The sequence below is a fragment of the Paracoccus pantotrophus genome (assembly GCF_008824185.1).
In the GTDB taxonomy this organism is placed as follows: domain Bacteria; phylum Pseudomonadota; class Alphaproteobacteria; order Rhodobacterales; family Rhodobacteraceae; genus Paracoccus; species Paracoccus pantotrophus.
The window spans coordinates 1,197,829-1,216,445 of sequence record NZ_CP044423.1 but is presented as its reverse complement, the minus strand read 5'-3'; the positions used below and the strand labels follow the sequence as shown (position 1 = coordinate 1,216,445).

Here is an 18,617-nt window from a genome sequence, read left to right as displayed (position 1 = left end):
TATTTCGGCAAGAAAGAAGGGCGCTGCGCAGGCGCCCTTTTCCTTTGGCCGCGGAACGCCTAGTCTCTTGCGCCACAGGCAGAAGGATGGGTGCATGGCGTTTTTCTCGAAACTGCGCGAGCGGCTGACGCGGTCCTCGTCGAAGATCGGCGCGGGGCTGGATGACATCGTGTCCGAAGGTGCCGAACCGGAAAGCGCCGCGCCGGTGCAGCCCGCTGCCCCAGCCCCGCAAGCCCCGATCCCTGACACGCCCGCCAAACCCGGGCTTTTCGGCCGCATCTTCGGCCAGGCCGCCACGGCCGAGCCGCGCCGCGAGCTGGATGACGAGATGCTGGAGCAGCTCGAGGAGATGCTGATCCAGGCCGACATGGGCGTCGAGACGGCCTTGCGCGTCACCGCCAATATCGCCGAGGGCCGCATGGGGCGGCGCATCTCGTCCACCGAGCTGAAAGAGCTGCTGGCCGAGGAGATCGCCCGCATCATGACGCCCGTCGCCAAGCCCTTGCCGCTCTATCCCAAGCGGCCGCAGGTGGTGCTGGTGGTGGGGGTGAACGGCTCGGGCAAGACCACGACCATCGGCAAGCTCGCGAGCCAGTTCAAGGCGGCAGGCAAGAAGGTGGTGATCGCGGCCGGCGACACCTTCCGCGCCGCCGCCGTCGAGCAATTGCAGGTCTGGGGAAGCCGCGCCGGGGTGCCGGTGATGACCGCGCCCGAGGGCGCCGACCCCGCGAGCCTCGCCTTCGACGCCATGGTGCGGGCCGAGGCTGAGGGCGCGGATCTTCTGATGATCGACACCGCCGGCCGCCTGCAGAACCGCCAGGATCTGATGGAGGAACTCGCGAAGATCGTCCGCGTCATCCGCAAGAAGGATCCGTCGGCGCCGCACAACACCTTGCTGGTGCTGGACGCGACCACCGGGCAGAACGCGTTGAGCCAGGTCGAGACCTTCCGGAAGCTCGCCGATGTCTCGGGCCTGGTCATGACCAAGCTGGACGGCACCGCGCGCGGCGGCGTGCTGGTTGCGCTGGCCGACCGCTTCGGCCTGCCGATCCATGCCATCGGCGTGGGCGAGCAGATCGACGATCTCGATGCCTTCGACGCCCGCGACTTCGCCCGCGCCCTGGTCGGTCTCGGGGACTGACCCCGCGGCTTTCCGTTTTCCAAATACCCCTGCGGCGGCGCAACCGGAGCGGAGGTCACGGCTTGACGAGATGCGCGTCGGTCCTTGTGTCCTCGGCCGGCGCGACATTGCCCGCCGCATCGGCCATCGGCTCGACCACATCCTGCGGTGGCGTGAAGGGCGCGGTCAGCTCGGCGGTTCCGGCCTGCTTGTCATAGATGCAGACGTAGCGATCCACCCCGCCATCGGCGAGCGTGGTGATCAAGAGCGCCGCGCCGTAGCTTTCCGAGCCGAAGGGGTTGATCTCGATCGCCGTCTCGCCCGCCTCGGGGGCCAGCGCGGTGCAGGCCGCCTCGACATCCTGGCGGAACTGCTCCCAGGCCGCTTCGGACGAGGCCAGCACGGGGCTGGCGGACAGGATCAGCATCAGGGCGGCCAGGCGCATGGTCATTCTCCCTTGGCGGTGCAGGAAAACAACGCCGCTGCCCGGCCGCGGGTTTCTAGAGCCCGAGTCGCGCTGAGAAATCCCGCACCTCGGCCTCGTCCCCCGCCGCCAGCGAGCGCAAGAGCGTCGCCTGCGAGCGCAGGATCGGCTCCTCGCCGATGATCTTCAGGTGGTTGGCGCGCAGCGTCTCGCCCGAGGAGGTGATGTCGGCGATGGCCTCGGCGGTCAGGTTGGCCACCGTGCCCTCGGTCGCGCCCTGGCTGTCGACCAGCTGGTAATCCGCGACCTCCTGCGCCGAGAGCCAGGCGCGCACCAGCCGATGATACTTGGTGGCGATGCGCAGGCGGAAGCCGTGCTCGGCGCGGAAATCGCGGGCGATGGTGGCGAAATCGTCCAGCGTCTCGCAATCGCTCCAGCAAGCGGGCACGGCCAGGATCAGGTCGGCATGGCCGAAGCCCATCGGCGCCAGTTCCTCGACATGGCTGCGCCAGCCGGGCAGCTTCTCGCGGATCAGGTCGGTGCCGGTCACGCCCAGGTGGATGCGCCCGGCCATCAACTCGCGCGGGATCTCGCCCGCCGACAGCAGCACCAGCGCGACATTGTCCGCCCCCTCGACCCGGCCGGCATATTCGCGATCCGAGCCGGCGCGCGACAGGGTCACGCCGCGGGTGGCGAACCAGTCGAATGTCTGCTCCATCAGCCGCCCCTTGGACGGCACGCCCAGCCGGATCATGCTGCTTTCCCCAAGACCTGGCCCCCCAATTCGTAGACCAGCCCCGGCCGGATGATGCCGCCCACCGCCGGGATCGAGCGGCCCTGCGCCTGGCCCAGCACCGCCGCCAGCGCGTCGTAGCGCCCGCCCGAGGCGACGGGCGGCCAGTCCGTGCGGCCCGGCGCGGCAAAGCTGAAAGTCATGCCGTCGTAATATTCCATTGTGTGCCGGCCGTGGCTGGCGTCGAAATGCACCCGGCCCACGTCGATGCCGCGCGCCGACAGCGCCGCGAGATTGCGCTCCAGCCGGTCCACCGCCTCGGCGATGTCGGGGATCTCGGCCGCCAGCGCGCGCAGCTGCCGCAGCGCCTCGGGGGCCGGGGCCTGGATGGAGAACAGCCGCTCCAGCCGCTCGACCCATTGCGGCGGCAGCGGCGCCTCGGCGGCGTCGCTGCGCAGCCGGTCGATGCGGGCCTGCATCTCGGCCGGCGAACGCAGCCCGGTCCAGGGCGCGGCGGTTTCGGGAAAGCCGCGGGCCTCGGCCGGGGCGGCGAAGCGCGCCAGCGCCTTGGCAAAGCGCCGCGGCCGCCAGATGTGGTGCAAAAGCGCGGCACGACGCGCACCCGACAGCGGCAAGGCGCGCACCGCGTCTATCAGCAGGTCCATGTCGCCCATGCTGGCCTGCAGCTTCAGGGGCGCCAGGATGTCGTGGAACAGGGCGAAAACCTCGGCATCGGCATCCGGGTCGCGGGCGAAAAGCTCGAAGCCGGCCTGCAGGTATTCGTTGTCGCGCGGATGCTCGGGGCGCGTCTCGCCATGGTCCTGCTTGCGGAACACCTCGCCCAGGTAGCAATAGCGGGCGGGCTCGGCGCCGCTGGCCATGTGCATCTGCACCACCGGCACGGTGAAGTCGGGGCGCAGCATCATCTCGCCGCGGATCGGATCCTGGGTCACATAGGCGCGGGCGCGGATGTCCTCGCCATAGAGGTCCAAGAGCGTCTCGGCCGGCAGCAGCAGGTCGGGCGCCACTTCCTCGGCCCCTGCGGCGCGGAAGGCGGCGAGGATCCGCTGGCCGATGGCCTGTTTCTCGCGCTTGCTCATCCCAGGATGCGCCGGACTTCGGCGACCAGATCGGCGCGGGCCACTTCGGTCTGGGCGGGCTGGGCCTTCCATTCCTCGTGGCTGGCCTCGGCCGCGATCTTCGCCCCAAGGACCAAGTCCTTGACCTGCACCACGCCGCGCGCCGCCTCGTCGCCGCCCTGGATGATCGCGACCGGGGCATTGCGCTTGTCGGCATATTTCAGCTGGTTGCCGAAGTTCTTCGGGTTGCCCAGATAGACCTCGGCGCGGATGCCGGCCGCGCGCAGTTCCGCCGCCATGGCCTGGTAATCGGCCATGCGCTCGCGGTCCATGACGGTGACGACGACCGGGCCCGGCTCGGCCCCGCCCATCAGCCCCTTGGCGCGCAGGGCGGCCAGCAGCCGGTCCACGCCGATGGAGACGCCGGTCGCCGGCACCTTCTGGCCGGTGAAGCGTTCCACCAGCCCGTCATAGCGCCCGCCGCCGGCGACCGAGCCGAACTGACGCTTGCGGCCCTTGTCGTCGAGGATCTCGAAGGTCAGCTCGGCCTCGAAGACCGGGCCGGTGTAATAGCCCAGGCCGCGCACGATCGACGGGTCGATGACGGCGCGATCCTCGCCCACGCCCATGGCGGCGAGCATCTGGGCAATCTGCGCCAGTTCCGCGACCCCCTCGGCCCCCGCGGCCGAGGCGCCGACGGCGGCGCGCAGGTTTTGCAGCGTCGCGGCGTTGTCCGCGCCCTTCGAGGTCAGGAAGGCCAGCACCGGACCGGCCTGTTCGGGGGCCAGCCCCACGCCCTCGATGAAGGCGCCGCTATCGTCCTTGCGGCCGGTGGTGAGCAGCTGGCGCACGCCCTCCTCGCCGACCTTGTCGAACTTGTCGATGGTGCGCAGCACGTCGTCGGCAGGCTTGCCCTCGGCCACGCCCGTGGATTCCAGGATGCCGTTCAGCACCTTGCGGTTGTTGATGCGGATCAGGTAGTCGCCGCGCGCGATCCCGGCATGTTCCAGCGCCGCCGCCAGCATGGCGCAGATCTCGGCATCCGCGGCAACCGAGGCAGAACCCACGGTATCGGCATCGCATTGGTAGAACTGGCGGAAGCGGCCGGGGCCGGGCTTTTCATTGCGCCAGACCGGGCCCATGGCATAGCGGCGATAGGGGCTGGGCAGGTCGTTGCGGAACTGCGCCGCGACGCGGGCCAAGGGCGCGGTCAGGTCATAGCGCAGCGCCAGCCAGTCGCCGGAGCCGCCGCCGGGGACGTCCGATTCCTGCCAGGCGAAGACGCCGGCATTGGGGCGGTCCACGTCGGGCAGGAACTTTCCCAGCGCCTCGACGGTTTCCACGGCACTGGTTTCGAGCGGCTCGAAGCCGTGGCGATGATAGATCTCGGCGATACGGTCCAGCATCTGCTTGCGCTCGGTCACGTCCGCGCCGAAATAGTCGCGGAACCCCTTGGGCGTCTCGGCCTTGGGACGGGGCTGTTTCTTCTGATCTTTCGCCATGGTTTGCCTCGGGCTTTTCCATGCGGCGGTCTAGCGGATGGAGGATGGATGGACAAGCAGACGCAGGAACGGATCGAGCGGCTGGAGGAAGCCGCGGCCTATCTGGCGCGGACCGTCGAGGATCTGTCGGGTATCGTGGCCCGGCAGGAGGGCGAGATCGCCCGGCTGGCGCGCCATGTCGGCATGCTGATGGAGCGCGAGGCGGAGCGCGAGGCCGAGGCGGGCACGGTGCCGCTGGCGGACCAGCGGCCGCCGCATTGGTGAAGGGGTGAGGGGCGCTGCCCCTCGCCCCCGTGCCGGGGGCTCACCCCGGGGTATTTGGAAAACGGAGAAATCAGCGGCTGGCCGGGCCGAGGCGCGGGCCCGCGGGGGCCGGGGCCGGCGGCGCGGTCAGCGGCGGTTCCGCGACGCGCGCGGCAGCGGTCGGCGCGGCAGGGGCTGCCGGTTTCGGCGCCGCCCGCATCGGTTGGCTGAACGGGCCGCGGGCGGCAGGCTCGGGTTCCGGCTGGGGGGCGGCTGCGGCGGGTTGCGGCTGCGCCACGGCGACCGGCTGGTCTGCGGACCCCGCAAGCGCGCGGCGGAAGATCAGCAGGTTGTGATAGACCGTGGTGCGGCTGGTCAGGCCCGAGCGTTCTTCGGCCGGCAGGGTTTCGGCGCGGACATAGTCCCAGCCGTCGCGGGCCATCTCGTTGAGGACATCGGCGAGGGTGGCGGCGAAACGCTCGATGCCGCTGCGCGCCCCCCTGGCCTTTTCGCCGCGGGCGGGAGCGGGGATGACGGTGTATTCATAGCTGCTCATGCATGGGCCTTTCCTTTGCGCCGCAGGTTAGGCGAGATGCGGGGGCAAGGGAAGCACCGGGCAAGGGCGGCGCGCGGGCCTGCGAAGCACGAGGCCGTGAGGGGGCAGGCGGTCCGGCGCGCGGGCGGCGCCGGAGCCGCGATTCGGGCAGGCGGGGCGGTTCGGGAGGGCGGCCCCGGCCACCGGGCCGGCCGGAGGAGCGGGCCGGCGGGGAGCCCCGGCGTTTGGCTTATCCCAATTGCACCATGCGGTGCTTTTTCTTGCCGACCGAAACCTTCAGCCCGTCGCCGATCAGCGCCGCGTCGACGGCCAGCTGCGGGTCGCTGACGGCTTCGTTGTTGAGCCGCAGTCCCCCTTCGGCGATCAGGCGCTTGGCCTCCTTGCCCGAGGCGGTGATGCCGGTCTGCGCCAGCAGCTGCACCACGGTCAGGCCCGAGGCCAGGGCATCGGCGCTGACCGTCACCACCTCGAGATCGCCGCCGGCGCCGCCCTGCTCGAAGACCTCGCGCGCGGTCGCCTCGGCCGAGGCCGCCGCCTCGGCCCCGTGCAGCAGCGTCGTGACCTCATTGGCCAGGATGATCTTGGCCGCGTTGATCTCGGAGCCCGAAAGCGCGCCCAGCCGGTCGCATTCCTCGACCGGCAGCTCGGTATAGAGTTTCAGGAAGCGGCCGACATCGGCGTCGGTGGTGTTGCGCCAGAACTGCCAGAACTCGTAGGGCGACAGCATCGCGCCGTTGAGCCAGACCGCGCCGCCGGCCGACTTGCCCATCTTGCGCCCGTCCGAGGTGGTCAGCAAGGGCGAGGTCAGGCCCCAGATCTCGGCATCCAGCACCCGGCGGGTCAGGTCGATGCCGTTGACGATATTGCCCCACTGGTCCGAGCCGCCCATCTGCAGCCGGCAGCCGTAGCGGCGATACAGTTCCAGGAAGTCATAGGCCTGCAGGATCATGTAGTTGAATTCGAGGAAGCTCAGCGACTGCTCGCGGTCCAGCCGCGACTTGACCGATTCGAACGACAGCATCCGGTTGACCGAGAAATGCCGGCCGATGTCGCGCAGAAAATCGAGGTAGTTCAGGCCGTCCAGCCATTCGGCGTTGTTGAGCATCATCGCGCGGCCGTCGGCATAGTCGAGGTAGCGGGCAAAGACCTGCTGCATGCCGTCGATATTCGTCTGGATCGCGTCCGGGGTCAGCAGCGGACGCTCCTCGCTGCGGAAGCTGGGGTCGCCGACCTTGGTGGTGCCGCCGCCCATCAGCGTGATCGGTCGGTTGCCGGTCTTCTGGAACCAGCGCAGCATCATGATGTTCAGGAGGTGCCCGACATGCAGGCTGGCCGCCGTCGCGTCATAGCCGATATATGCCGTCACCGGGCCGAGGATCAGGGCTTCGTCCAGCGCCTGCATGTCGGTGCAGTCCGCCAGGTAGCCACGCTCGATCATCACGTTCAGGAAATCGGATTTGGCACGGTAGGTCATGGGCTGTTCCTTTCGACTGGCGCGGATATACCGGGGGAAGGGCCGAAGGGAAAGCAGGATGATCCATGCGCTGGGGATGATGTCGGGCACCTCGCTCGATGGGGTGGACGCGGCGATGATCGAGACCGACGGGCGGCGCATCGCCGGGTTCGGCCGCAGCGCCTGGCGCGCCTATTCCGGCAACGAATCGGGGCTGCTGCACGCGGCGCTGGGGCAATGGCCGGGCGGGCCGGACGTGGCGGATGCGGCGGCGCTCTCGGTCGCCGCCCATGCCGCGCTGGCCGAAGGTTTCCCCGAGGCGGAACTGGTCGGCTATCACGGCCAGACGCTGGCCCATGACCCGGCGGGGCGGGGCACGCATCAGGCGGGCGACGGCGCGGCGCTGGCGCGCCGGCTGGGCCGGCCGGTGGTCTGGGATTTCCGCTCCGAGGACGTGCGGCAGGGCGGCGAGGGCGCGCCGCTTGCGCCCTTCTTCCACTGGGCCTGTGCGGAATGGGCGATGGGGCAGGGGCATTTGCCGCGCGCGCCCGTCGCTTTCCTGAACCTGGGCGGGGTGGGCAACCTGACCTTTGTCGATCCGGCCGCCGATGCGCCCGAGGCGCCGGGCGCCTGCATCGCCTTCGATACCGGCCCGGCCAATGCGCCGCTGAACGACCTGATGCGCGCCCGCCGCGGCCTGGCCCGCGATGAGGGCGGGCGGCTGGCCTTGCAGGGCAACCCGGACGAGCGCGTCATCGCCCGTTTCCTGGAACATCCGCATTTCGCCCGACCCGTGCCGAAATCGCTGGACCGCGACGCCTTTCCCGCGCTTGCGGCCGAGGTGGTAGGGCTATCGGATGCCGATGCGGCCGCGACGCTGACCCATGCGGCGGCGGCGGCGGTGGCGGCGGGCATGGCGGCCCTGGACCCGGTGCCCGGCCTGGTGCTGGTCTGCGGCGGCGGCCGTCACAATGCCGCGCTGATGGCGGCGCTGGCGGCGCGGCTGGCGGCCCGCGTCGCGCCGGTCGAGGAAGCCGGGCTCGACGGCGACATGCTGGAAGCGCAGGCCTTCGGCTGGCTGGCGGTGCGGGTGCTGCGCGGGTTGCCGACCTCGGGGCCCGGCACCACCGGCGCGCCGGGGCCGGTCTGCGGCGGGCGCATCAGCCATCCGCCGCGGCGCTGAGGCGGTTGCCAGCCGGGGCCGCGATCACAGGCGGATTTCCGCCTTGTGATTGTTTCGGCACCATTTCGCGGGAACGATGCGGAGGATGGTGACGTTGGACGGGCATATGGCGGCACCCGCCGTCCGTGACAACGACAATCGGAAAGGACATCGTCCATGAAACCTCTTGTCATCGCTGCCACCACCCTGGCGCTTGCCGGTCCTGCCTTTGCGCAGACCGAGACCATGCCGCCGGCCGAGATCCCGGCCGAACAGGTCGAGGACGCCGCAACCGCGGCCGAGAATGCTGCCGAGCAGGCCGAGCAGGCCGCAGACCAAGCAGAACAGGCTGCCGACCAGGCGGCCGAGGAAGCCGGCGAGGCCGCGGCTGATGCTGCCGGTGACGCTGCCGACGCCGCCGATGCGGCGAGCGACGCGGCCAATGACGCCGCCGGCGCCGCGGCGGAGATGGGCGTCGCCCCCGATGCACCCGCCGGAGATGCGGTGCCCGAAGCGGCCGAGGGCGCTGCCGAGGAGGCTGCCGGCGCTGCCGAGGAAGCCGCCGATGCCGCAAGCGACGCTGCCGATGCCGCCGCGGATGCGGCGGCCGAGGCACCGGTCACGCCGCCCGACGTCAACCCGCCGGCGATCTCGGAGGCTGAGCCGGGCGTGCTGTCGAGCTGGCTGACCAGCCGCCGGATCTGGACCACCAACCAGCCCTCGACCACCGAATGGACCGATCCCGCGCTCGAGGAGCGCCCGGCCGAATGGCAGGACATCGCCAAGGTGAACGACATCGTGCTGGATGATTCGGGCCAGGTCGTCGGCTATGTCGCCGATATCGGCGGCTTTTTGGGCATCGGTGCCAAGAAGGTGCTGCTGGGCGTGGATGCGATCCACCTGGTGAGCATCGGCAACGACACCTTCTTCGCCACCAATTACACCAAGGCCGAGCTGCAGGCCCTGCCGGATTTCGACGAGAAGACCGTGCGGAAATAAGGTTTCCGGCCCTTGCCGGACCGGACGAGGGCGCCTTTCGGGGCGCCCTTGCGTTTTTTGCACAAGATCGGCCTTGACGGCATCCGCCGCCATGCGTAAACCCCCTCGCACCCCGGACGGCGATCCGGGGGAAGTGGTCTGCGCGGTTGTAGCTCAGTTGGTTAGAGTACCGGCCTGTCACGCCGGGGGTCGCGGGTTCGAGCCCCGTCAACCGCGCCACCACCACCATATATCGCCGAAAAGATGCGCGGTTGTAGCTCAGTTGGTTAGAGTACCGGCCTGTCACGCCGGGGGTCGCGGGTTCGAGCCCCGTCAACCGCGCCATCTTTCCCCTTGATCCTCCATGGCTTCGCGGCTGCGCCTGTGGCGCGGTTCCTTGGGTATTTGGGGAACGGAGAAGCCGGCCGCCGGTCGTGCTTCCAAGCGGCGCTAGGGGCTTTTCAAGCCGTCTCATTTCCCTATGCTGGCCCCCAACACGACGGAGGACGCCATGGCACGCGGAATAGATTACGGCGGAATGATGCACCGGGCCATGCAGCGGCTGATCGCGGATGTGCTGCAAACGGTGGCCACCGAGGGGCTGCCGGGCGAGCATCATTTCTTCATCACCTTCGACACCCGCGATTCGCAGGTGCAGATGGCCGACTGGCTGCGCGAGCGCTATCCCGACGAGATGACCATCGTCATCCAGCATTGGTTCGAGGATCTCTCGGTCACGCCCGAGGGCTTTCACATCACGCTGAATTTCGGCAATTCGCCCGAACCGCTCTATATCCCCTTCGACGCGCTGCGCACCTTCGTGGATCCCTCGGTCGAGTTCGGCCTGCGCTTCGAGAACCACGAGGAGGAGGACGAGCCCGAAGAGAACGAGCCGCCCATGGCCGAGGCGCCGGGCGAGGAGGGCGCGAAGGGCGGCGCCGAGGTGGTCAGCCTGGACAAATGGCGCAAGTGAGGCGCTGTTAGCGCATGGCATACCACGGCATGCCGATTGCCAATCCGCGCCATCGGGCCTAGAACCCCCGCAACACCGTGAGGGAGCATGCCATGACCAAGACCACCCGCACCGAGACCGACAGCTTCGGCCCGCTGGAGGTGCCCGCCGACAAGTATTGGGGCGCCCAGACCCAGCGCTCGATCCAGAACTTCCCCATCGGCTGGGAGCGCCAGCCGGTGGCGATCATCCGCGCCCTGGGCGTGATCAAGCAGGCCGCGGCCGAGGTGAACATGGCCAGCGGCAAGCTGGACCCGGCGATCGGCAAGGCGATGGTGCAGGCGGCCTCGGAAGTCGTCGCCGGCCGGTTCGACGACAATTTCCCGCTGGTGGTCTGGCAGACCGGCTCGGGCACGCAGTCGAACATGAACGCCAACGAGGTGATCTCGAACCGCGCCATCGAGATCCTGGGCGGCGAGATGGGCTCGAAGAAGCCGGTCCATCCGAACGACCATGTGAATATGGGTCAAAGCTCGAACGACACATTCCCGACCGCGATGCATGTCGCCATCGCCATGCAGGCGCGCGACGTGCTGCTGCCGGGGCTGGAAAAGCTGCACAAGGCCCTGGTCGCGAAGTCCGAGGAGTTCAAGGACATCATCAAGATCGGCCGCACCCATACCCAGGACGCGACGCCGCTGACGCTGGGCCAGGAATTCGGCGGCTATGCGCATCAGGTCGCCAAGGGCATCGAGCGGGTCAAGCTGGCGCTCGGCGACATCTACGAGCTGGCGCAGGGCGGTACCGCGGTCGGCACCGGGCTGAATACCAAGAAGGGCTGGGACACGGCGATTGCCGCCCAGATCGCCGAGATCACCGGCCTGCCCTTTGTCACCGCGCCGAACAAGTTCGAGGCGCTGGCCGCGCATGACGCGATGGTGTTCTTCTCGGGCGCGCTGAAGACCGTGGCCGCCGCGCTGTTCAAGATCGCCAATGACATGCGCCTGCTGGGTTCGGGCCCGCGCTCGGGTCTGGGCGAGCTGATCCTGCCGGAGAACGAGCCGGGCTCGTCGATCATGCCGGGTAAGGTGAACCCGACCCAGGCCGAGGCGCTGACCATGGTTTGCGCCCATGTCATGGGCAACGACGCCGCCATCGGCTTTGCCGGCTCGCAGGGCCATTTCGAACTGAACGTCTACAACCCGATGATGAGCTACAACGTGCTGCAATCCATGCAGCTTCTGGGCGACGCGGCGGGCTCGTTCACCGACAACATGGTCGTGGGCACCCAGGCGAACATCCCCCGCATCGAGAAGCTGATGAAGGAATCGCTGATGCTGGTGACGGCGCTGGCGCCGACCATCGGCTATGACAACGCGACCAAGGTGGCCAAGACCGCGCATAAGAACGGCACCACGCTGCGCGAGGAGGCGATCGCGCTGGGCTTCGTCGATGGCGAGACCTTCGACCGCATCGTCCGCCCCGAGCAGATGATCGGCCCGGAAGACTGATCTTGGCCGGGTCTGGTTCAGGCAAGGTCGTGAACCTGCGGGCGGTGCGCAAATCCGCCGCCCGCGATGCCGCCCGCCGGCAGGGCGACGAGAATGCGGCGAAATTCGGCCGCAGCAAGGCCCAGAAGCTTGCCGAGCAGGACGCCGCCGCCCGCGCTGCCCGGCACCTGGACCAGCATCGCAAGGGACCGGAGCCGGGCGATGACTGATCTGCCGCTGCCGCCGATGTCCGCGCCGGTGAAGCGCTCGATCACCATCGGCGGGCATCGCACCTCGGTCAGCCTCGAAGACGCCTTCTGGCGCGAGCTGCGCGACCTGGCCCGTGCCGGGGGACGCACCACCGCCGCGCTGATCGCCCAGATCGACGCCGCCCGCCCGCCCGAGGTGGGGCTGGCCACCGCCCTGCGGCTCTATGTGCTGGCCGAGATCGTCAAGAATCGGGCGTAATGCTTGCGGCCTGGGCCCTGGCTGACTAAAAGCCGCAGCACATATCCAAATTTTCGGGAAATACCATGGCAGGCCATTCCAAATGGGCCAATATCCAGCATCGCAAGGGCAAGCAGGACAAGCTGCGCTCGAAGCTGTTTTCGAAACTGGCCAAAGAAATCACCGTCGCCGCCAAGATGGGCGACCCTGACCCCGACAAGAACCCGCGCCTGCGCCTTGCGGTGAAGGAAGCCAAGTCGAACTCGATGCCGAAGGACGTGATCGACCGCGCCATCAAGAAATCGCAGGGCGGCGATGCCGAGAGCTATGACGAGATCCGCTACGAGGGCTATGGCCCGAACGGCATTGCCATCATCGTCGAGGCGATGACCGACAACCGCAACCGCACCGCGTCCAACGTGCGCAGCTATTTCACCAAATACGGCGGCGACCTGGGCCAGACCGGCTCGGTCAGTTTCATGTTCGACCGCAAGGGCGAGATCATGTATCCCGCCAGCGCCGGCGATGCCGACACGGTGATGATGGCCGCCATCGAGGCCGGGGCCGAGGATGTCGAGAGCGACGAGGACGGGCACTGGATCTATACCGCGGACACCGACCTGGCCGAGGTCTCGAACGCGCTGGAGGCGTCCCTGGGCGAATCCGAACATGCCAAGCTGATCTGGAAGCCGCAGGCGCCGACCGAGATCGACCTGGAGACGGCGCAGAAGCTGATGAAGCTGATCGACGCGCTGGAAGAGGACGACGACGTGCAGAACGTCACCGGGAATTTCGACATTCCCGAGGATGTGGCGGCGCAGCTTTGATTGCCTGCCTCCGGCGGGGGTATTTAAGGAACAGAGAAATCAGGGTCGCAGTTCGGCTGCGGCCCTTTTTCTGATCGCGGCGGTCAGGGGGGCGAGGGCGGGCGCCATGGCGCGCTGGACGTGCCAGTAGAGCGCCACGTCCAGCGGCATGTCGGGGAGCAGCGGTCGCAGCCGGCCCTGCGCCAGGGCCGGGGCGGCCATGGCCTCGGGGATCATGCCCCAGCCGAGGCCGAGTTCGACTGCGCGGGCGAAGGGTTCCGAGGCCGGGATCCGGTGGCCCGGCAGGTGCAGCCGTTTGCCGGTGGCCTGTTCGGCCCAGCGGGATTGCAGCGCGTCCTTGGCGTTGAAGATGATCGCCGGGGCGGCGCGCAGGCTGGCCTCGGTCACGCCGTCGGGGAAATGCCGGGCGCGGAAACCGGGCGCGGCCAGCGCCAGGTAGCGCATGGCGCCCAGGGGCAGCGCGTCGCAGCCCGGCACCGGGTCGGGGTCGGAGCTGATCGCGGCAGAGACCTGGCCCTGGCGCAGCCAGTCGCGGGCATGGTCCTGGTCGTCCAGCACCAGGTCGTAGAGCGCCGGCAGCGCCGCCATCACCGGCAGGAACCAGGTCGCCAGGCTGTCGGCATTGACCGCGAGCCGCAGCACCGCCGGTCCGGGCGGGCGCAGGCCGGCGGCGAGCGTGGTTTCCAGCAGCCGCACCTGGTCGAGATGCTGCGTCAGCCGCAGCCCGGTTTCCGTGCCGCGGGCCGGCGGGCCGCGATGGACCAGCACCTGACCCAGCCGCTCCTCGAGCCCCTTGATGCGCTGCGACACCGCCGAGGGGGTGACGCCGAGCGCCGCCGCAGCCGCCTCGAAACTGCCGCGGCGGATGATCTCGGCCAGCACGGCCAGGGCGGCATAATCGAGCATTAAGGCAACCTTAAGTCACGTAATGATTTTGAATTTGCCTGAAGGAACGCGCCGGGGCAAGACGCGGGCAAAGGAGAACCGCATGCAGGCCTATTTCGCCGGTCTTGGCACCGCCCTGTCGTTGATCGTCGCCATCGGGGCGCAGAACGCCTTCGTGCTGAGGCAGGGGTTGATGCGCCGGCATGTGCTGGCGACCTGTGCCTTTTGCGCCATCTCGGATGCGGTGCTGATCACCGCGGGGGTGCTGGGCGCCGGCGCCATCGCCGCGCAGGCGCCGTGGTTCCTGGCGGCGATGCGCTGGGGCGGGGCGGCCTTCCTGCTGGCCTATGGCGCGCGCGCCTTTCGCGCCGCCTGGCGCGGCGGCGAGGCGCTGCGGGCCGGGCCGGGCCATGCGGCGGGGCTGGGCGCGACGCTTCTGGTGCTGGCGGGGCTGACCTGGCTCAACCCGCATGTCTGGCTGGATACGGTGGTGCTGATCGGTTCGGTCTCGGCGGCTTGGGAGAACAAGCCGGGCTTCGTCGCCGGCGCGGTCTCGGGCTCGGTGCTGTTCTTTTTCGCGCTGGGTTACGGGGCGCGCTGGCTGTCGCCGCTATTCGCGCGGCCGGCGGCCTGGCGGGTGCTGGACGGGCTGGTGGGCCTGGTGATGTGGTCGATCGCCCTGGGCCTGCTGCTGGGCGGCTGAGCCTTGCGCTGCCCGTGCCGGCAGGGCATGGCTGTGGGATGAGCAGGACAACCCATTCCCTTGCGCGCGGCGACCTGCCGGGCATCCTGTGGATGCTGACGGCGGGGCTGTGCTTCGTCGCGGTCAACGGCACGGTGCGCTGGCTGGGGCAGGCGCTGCCGGCGGCGGAGGGCGCCTTCATCCGCTTCGCCTTTGGCTTGCTGTTCCTGGTCCCGGCGCTGGCGCCGGCGCTGCGGCAGGGCTTCGCCCCGCGCATCTGGGCGCTTTTCGCGCTGCGCGGCGGGCTGCATGTGCTGGCGGTGATCCTGTGGTTCTATGCCATGGCCCGCATCACCGTGGCCGAGGTCACCGCCATCGGCTTTCTCAACCCGGTCGTGGTTACGCTGGGCGCGGCACTGCTGATGGGTGAGCGGATCTCGTGGCGGCGCGGGCTGGCCATCGCCGTGGCGCTGGCGGGGGCGATGATCGTGCTGCGGCCCGGCATCCGCGCGCTGGAGCCGGGCCACCTGGCGCAGCTGGGCGCCGCGGTGATCTTTGGCGGCTCCTACCTGGTGGCCAAGCGGCTGTCGGAGCTGGTGCCGGCCTCGGTCGTGGTGGCGATGATGTCGCTGACGGTCTGCATCGGCCTGGCGCCGGTCGCGGCGCTGGTCTGGGTGCCGCCGACGCTGGCGCAATGCGCGGTGCTGGCCTGCACCGCCTTTTTCGCCACCGCGGGGCATTACGCGATGACGCGTGCCTTTGCCGCCGCGCCCCTGACGGTGACGCAGCCCGTCACCCTGCTGCAGCTGATCTGGGCCAGCCTGCTGGGCGCGCTGGTCTTTGCCGAGCCGGTCGACCTGTGGGTGCTGATTGGCGGCGCCATCATGATCGGCGCGATCAGCTATATCACCTGGCGCGAGGCGCGGCTGCGGCGCCCCACCATCACCCCGCCGGCCGAGGCGACGCGGGAAAGCTAGGCCGGCTGTTCCAGCGCGCCGCCGGCCTGGCCGCGCCGCACCACCAGGCGCGACATGATGCCCTGGCGCGTCACCCGGCCGCCGCCCTGCAGGGGCAGCATCTCGGCGCCGGTTTCGGTCATGGCCCGGATGACCTCGCGCACCGGGGTCTGGCGGTCGATGGGGAGGCCCGCGGCCTCGCCCGGTTCGGCCATGTCCTCGGCCCGCAGCACCGCCAGCGGGTTCATGTGGGCGACGAAATCCTCGACATAGGCATTCGCCGGATGGGCGATGATCTCGCGCGCGGTGCCGACCTGGACGATGCGGCCGCCCTCCATCAGCGCGATGCGGTTGCCGATGCGGAACGCCTCGTCGAGGTCGTGGCTGACGAAGATGATGGTGCGGCGGAACCGCTGCTGCAATTCCAGCAGTTCGTCCTGCAGCCGGTTGCGGATCAGCGGGTCCAGCGCCGAGAAGGGCTCGTCCATCAAGAGGATCGGCGCCTCGGTGGCGAAGGCGCGCGCCAGGCCCACGCGCTGCTGCATGCCGCCCGACAGGTCGCCCACCTTGCGCTCGGCCCAATCGGCCAGGCCGACGGTGGCCAGCTGCGCGTCGACGCGGCGGCGCCGTTCGGCCGCGGGAATGCCGGCCAGTTCCAGTCCCAGCCCGACGTTCTCGCGCACCGAGCGCCAGGGCAGCAGGCCGAATTGCTGGAAAACCATGGCGATGCATTCGCGGCGCAGCCGGCGCAGCTCGGTGCCCGAGGCCTTGGTCACCGAGGCCATGGCCTTGCCGTCCCAGATCCGCACCTCGCCCCGGCAGACCGGGTTGAGCCCGTTCACCGCCCGCAAGAGCGTGGACTTGCCCGAGCCGGAAAGGCCCATCAGCACCAGGATCTCGCCCTCGCGCACGGTCAGCGAGCAGTCGTGGACGCCCAGAACCTGGCCGGTCTCGGCCTTGATCGGGCCGCGCTCCAGGCCCTGGTCCATCAGCGGCAGCGCGGCCTGGGGCGCGTCGCCGAAGACGATGTTCACCTTGTCGAACTCGACCGCGTTATGCGCGGCTTGCCTGGCCTCAGTCATGGCGCCCCCTGACCCGCAGCATCCGGTCCAGCATGATGGCGACCACCACGATGATGAAGCCGCTTTCGAATCCCAGCGCCGTGTTCACGCTGTTCAGCGCCCGCACCACCGGCACGCCCAGCCCCGAGGCGCCGACCAGCGCCGCGATGACGACCATGGACAGCGACAGCATGATGGTCTGGTTCAGCCCGGCCATGATCTGCGGCGTGGCGCTTGGCAGTTCGACCTTCCACAGCAGTTGGCGCGGGGTGGCGCCGAAGGCGGTGGCGGCCTCGACCAGCGCCCGGGGCGTCGAGGAGATGCCCAGATGCGTCAGCCGGATCGGCGCCGGCAGCACGAAGATCACCGTGGCGATCAGGCCGGGCACCATGCCGATGCCGAAAAAGACGATGGCCGGGATCAGGTAGACGAAGGTCGGCAGCGTCTGCATCAGGTCCAGCACCGGCCGCATCCAGGCGTAAAGCCGCGGCCGGTGCGCGGCGGCGATGCCCATGGGCACGCCGATCGCCATGCAGACGACGCAGGCGGCAAGCACCAGGGTCAGGGACTGCATGGTCTCTTTCCAATAGCCCTGGTTGAGGATGAACAGGAAACCCAGCGCGACCAGCAGGCAGGTCTTCCAGCTGCGCTGCAAGGCCCAGGTCAGGGCCACGGCCAGCAGGGTGAAGACCAGCGGATGCGGGAATTCCAGCAGCTTCAGAATGCCGCCGATCAGCCCCTCCATCAGCCGCGAGATGGCGTTGAAGACCACGGCGGCATGGGCGTTGAGCCAGTCGAAGATCGCCTTGGCGGTCCGGCCCACCGGGATCTTGGTCCCCGTCAGGAATGCGGTCAGTTGGTCCATGCGTCCCTTTCTTTCTGCCGTGCGGGATCGTCGGGTCTGTGGGGCGGCCTTGCGCCGAAGGGTCGGAGCGCGGCACGGCCCGGACATGCCGTCCCGGCCAGGGTAGAGAAAACCGTCCCATGAGCTAGGCGGTGCGGGCAGGGGCGTCCCCGCCCGCCCGGCGCTTGTTCGGCCCCTATTCGGACAGCACCTTGTCCAGCGCAGCCTGCGCATCGCCGCCATCGGCGGCGGTGACGCCCGCGATCCAGGGCTGGGCCGCTTCCGGGTTGGTGCGGAGCCATTTCAGCGCCGCATCGGCCGGCTGCATGCCGTCGTTCAGGATCAGGCCCATGACCTCGTTCTCCATGGGCAGGCTGAATTCCAGGTTTTGCAGGAACTTGCCGACATTCGGGCAGGCCTCGGCATAGCCGGCGCGGGTATTGGTATCGACGCGCGCGCCGCCGAAATCGGGGCCAAAGACCTCGTCGCCGCCGGCCAGGTAGGTCATTTGGAACTGGCTGTTCATCGGATGCGGCTCCCAGCCCAGGAAGACCACCGGCTTGCCGGCGGCGTCGGCGCGCGCGACCTGCGCAAGCATGCCCTGTTCGCTGCTTTCCACGACCTCGAAGGTGCCGAGGTCGAACTTGTTCTCGGCCACCATCTCCAGGAGCAGGCGGTTGCCGTCATTGCCCGGCTCGATGCCGTAGATCTTGCCCTCCAGTGCATCCTTGTGCCCGGCGATCTTGCCGAAATCGTCGATGCCCAGCTCGGCGCCGGCCTTGTTCGTCGCCAGCGTGTATTTCGCCCCGGTCAGGTTGGTGCGCAGGATGTCCACGGTGCCCGCCTCGCGATAGGGGGCGATGTCGGCCTCCATCGTCGGCATCCAGTTGCCCAGGAACACGTCCACGTCGTCGGTGGAAAGCGCGGTATAGGTCACCGGCACCGACAGGATCTTGGTTTCGGTCTGGTATCCCAGCGCCCCCAGCACGGTCGAGGCCAGCGCGGTGGTGGCGCTGATGTCGGACCAGCCCACATCCGAAAAGACGACCTTGCGGCACTCCATCGGCTCTTGTGCCGCAGCGATGCTGGCCGTGGCGAGCGAGGCGACCAGCCCGGCGGCAAGAGCTGCAGCGGTGCGGCGAAATGTCATCTTTATCTCCCTGGTTCGTTGACGGGTGCGTTGATTAAGGCTTTCATTGATTGACGAGTCAATCAATGATCTG

The 18,617-nt window shown here is 69.1% G+C and carries 21 protein-coding genes and 2 tRNA genes; 13 read left to right on the top strand and 10 right to left on the bottom strand.

Going from position 1 to position 18,617, the window contains the following annotated elements; genetic code table 11:
- Positions 1–94 precede the first annotated feature (94 nt).
- A complete protein-coding gene (gene ftsY / locus ESD82_RS05895; protein ID WP_024843315.1) occupies positions 95–1,141 on the top strand; it encodes a signal recognition particle-docking protein FtsY in 1,047 nt (348 codons plus the stop codon).
- Positions 1,142–1,196: 55 nt separating this feature from the next.
- Here the strand turns inward: ftsY and ESD82_RS05890 are convergent, their stop codons facing one another.
- From ESD82_RS05890 to hisS, 4 genes are read right to left on the bottom strand one after another with little or no spacing between them, the layout of a single operon-like run.
- On the bottom strand, positions 1,197–1,565 hold the full coding sequence (locus ESD82_RS05890; RefSeq protein WP_024843314.1) for a hypothetical protein: 369 nt from the start codon (positions 1,563–1,565) through the stop codon (positions 1,197–1,199).
- Positions 1,566–1,620: 55 nt separating this feature from the next.
- Positions 1,621–2,298, bottom strand: coding sequence for an ATP phosphoribosyltransferase (hisG, locus tag ESD82_RS05885; RefSeq protein WP_147428776.1), 678 nt, complete (start codon positions 2,296–2,298; stop codon positions 1,621–1,623).
- Positions 2,295–3,377, bottom strand: a complete 1,083-nt coding sequence (locus tag ESD82_RS05880; RefSeq protein WP_147428777.1) for an ATP phosphoribosyltransferase regulatory subunit — start codon at positions 3,375–3,377, stop codon at positions 2,295–2,297. Before ESD82_RS05880 ends, hisG begins: the two co-directional genes overlap by 4 nt.
- On the bottom strand, positions 3,374–4,858 hold the full coding sequence (gene hisS / locus ESD82_RS05875; protein WP_028709866.1) for a histidine--tRNA ligase: 1,485 nt from the start codon (positions 4,856–4,858) through the stop codon (positions 3,374–3,376). Before hisS ends, ESD82_RS05880 begins: the two co-directional genes overlap by 4 nt.
- 48 nt (positions 4,859–4,906) lie before the next feature.
- Between hisS and ESD82_RS05870 the strand changes: the two genes are divergently transcribed.
- Positions 4,907–5,122, top strand: a complete 216-nt coding sequence (locus ESD82_RS05870) for a SlyX family protein (protein WP_024843310.1) — start codon at positions 4,907–4,909, stop codon at positions 5,120–5,122.
- A gap of 70 nt (positions 5,123–5,192) precedes the next feature.
- Here ESD82_RS05870 and ESD82_RS05865 read toward each other — a convergent pair whose 3' ends face one another.
- Complete coding sequence (locus tag ESD82_RS05865; protein ID WP_024843309.1) at positions 5,193–5,657, bottom strand: DUF4177 domain-containing protein; 465 nt, start codon at positions 5,655–5,657, stop codon at positions 5,193–5,195.
- Between the two features lie 229 nt (positions 5,658–5,886).
- On the bottom strand, positions 5,887–7,131 hold the full coding sequence (tyrS, locus tag ESD82_RS05860) for a tyrosine--tRNA ligase (protein ID WP_147428778.1): 1,245 nt from the start codon (positions 7,129–7,131) through the stop codon (positions 5,887–5,889).
- A 58-nt stretch (positions 7,132–7,189) separates the two neighbouring features.
- On the opposite strand from tyrS, the gene ESD82_RS05855 reads away from it, so the two are divergent.
- The 9 genes from ESD82_RS05855 to ESD82_RS05815 all read left to right on the top strand — a co-directional run bounded on the left by ESD82_RS05855 (position 7,190) and on the right by ESD82_RS05815 (position 12,966).
- Entirely contained in the window at positions 7,190–8,293 is a 1,104-nt protein-coding gene (locus tag ESD82_RS05855; RefSeq protein ID WP_147428779.1) for an anhydro-N-acetylmuramic acid kinase, read from the top strand.
- Positions 8,294–8,449: 156 nt separating this feature from the next.
- Entirely contained in the window at positions 8,450–9,271 is an 822-nt protein-coding gene (locus ESD82_RS05850; protein WP_147428780.1) for a PRC-barrel domain-containing protein, read from the top strand.
- Between the two features lie 142 nt (positions 9,272–9,413).
- Positions 9,414–9,490: transfer RNA gene (locus ESD82_RS05845), tRNA-Asp, on the top strand.
- Between the two features lie 28 nt (positions 9,491–9,518).
- Positions 9,519–9,595, top strand: a tRNA-Asp gene (locus tag ESD82_RS05840).
- A 166-nt stretch (positions 9,596–9,761) separates the two neighbouring features.
- A complete protein-coding gene (locus ESD82_RS05835) occupies positions 9,762–10,223 on the top strand; it encodes an SspB family protein (protein ID WP_024843305.1) in 462 nt (153 codons plus the stop codon).
- A gap of 92 nt (positions 10,224–10,315) precedes the next feature.
- On the top strand, positions 10,316–11,713 hold the full coding sequence (gene fumC, locus ESD82_RS05830) for a class II fumarate hydratase (RefSeq protein WP_024843304.1): 1,398 nt from the start codon (positions 10,316–10,318) through the stop codon (positions 11,711–11,713).
- A gap of 29 nt (positions 11,714–11,742) precedes the next feature.
- Entirely contained in the window at positions 11,743–11,922 is a 180-nt protein-coding gene (locus ESD82_RS05825; RefSeq protein ID WP_231486623.1) for a DUF4169 family protein, read from the top strand.
- Positions 11,915–12,160, top strand: coding sequence for a ribbon-helix-helix domain-containing protein (locus ESD82_RS05820; protein WP_231486621.1), 246 nt, complete (start codon positions 11,915–11,917; stop codon positions 12,158–12,160). The genes ESD82_RS05825 and ESD82_RS05820 overlap by 8 nt, the downstream gene beginning before the upstream one ends.
- Before the next feature lie 65 nt (positions 12,161–12,225).
- Positions 12,226–12,966: a YebC/PmpR family DNA-binding transcriptional regulator gene (locus ESD82_RS05815; RefSeq protein ID WP_024843301.1), complete on the top strand. Its 741-nt coding sequence runs from the start codon at positions 12,226–12,228 to the stop codon at positions 12,964–12,966.
- Positions 12,967–13,005: 39 nt separating this feature from the next.
- On the opposite strand, the gene ESD82_RS05810 is transcribed toward ESD82_RS05815, so the two are convergent.
- The gene (locus tag ESD82_RS05810; RefSeq protein ID WP_147428781.1) at positions 13,006–13,872 is read right to left on the bottom strand and encodes a LysR family transcriptional regulator ArgP; all 867 of its coding nucleotides are present in this window, start codon (positions 13,870–13,872) and stop codon (positions 13,006–13,008) included.
- Positions 13,873–13,954: 82 nt separating this feature from the next.
- Here ESD82_RS05810 and ESD82_RS05805 point away from each other — a divergent pair, with 82 nt between their 5' ends.
- Positions 13,955–14,554 carry a LysE/ArgO family amino acid transporter gene (locus ESD82_RS05805; RefSeq protein WP_024843299.1) on the top strand — a complete coding sequence of 200 codons (600 nt, stop codon included), beginning with the start codon at positions 13,955–13,957 and terminating at the stop codon, positions 14,552–14,554.
- Positions 14,555–14,592: 38 nt separating this feature from the next.
- Positions 14,593–15,510, top strand: coding sequence for a DMT family transporter (locus tag ESD82_RS05800; RefSeq protein ID WP_244314464.1), 918 nt, complete (start codon positions 14,593–14,595; stop codon positions 15,508–15,510).
- Here the strand turns inward: ESD82_RS05800 and choV are convergent.
- The 3 genes from choV to choX all read right to left on the bottom strand — a co-directional run bounded on the left by choV (position 15,507) and on the right by choX (position 18,544).
- On the bottom strand, positions 15,507–16,571 hold the full coding sequence (choV, locus tag ESD82_RS05795) for a choline ABC transporter ATP-binding protein (protein WP_024843297.1): 1,065 nt from the start codon (positions 16,569–16,571) through the stop codon (positions 15,507–15,509). The two genes, ESD82_RS05800 and choV, sit on opposite strands and share 4 nt — an antisense overlap.
- Complete coding sequence (gene choW, locus ESD82_RS05790) at positions 16,564–17,415, bottom strand: choline ABC transporter permease subunit (protein ID WP_147428782.1); 852 nt, start codon at positions 17,413–17,415, stop codon at positions 16,564–16,566. The genes choV and choW overlap by 8 nt, the downstream gene beginning before the upstream one ends.
- 175 nt (positions 17,416–17,590) lie before the next feature.
- Positions 17,591–18,544, bottom strand: coding sequence for a choline ABC transporter substrate-binding protein (gene choX, locus ESD82_RS05785; RefSeq protein ID WP_147428783.1), 954 nt, complete (start codon positions 18,542–18,544; stop codon positions 17,591–17,593).
- Positions 18,545–18,617 lie beyond the last annotated feature (73 nt).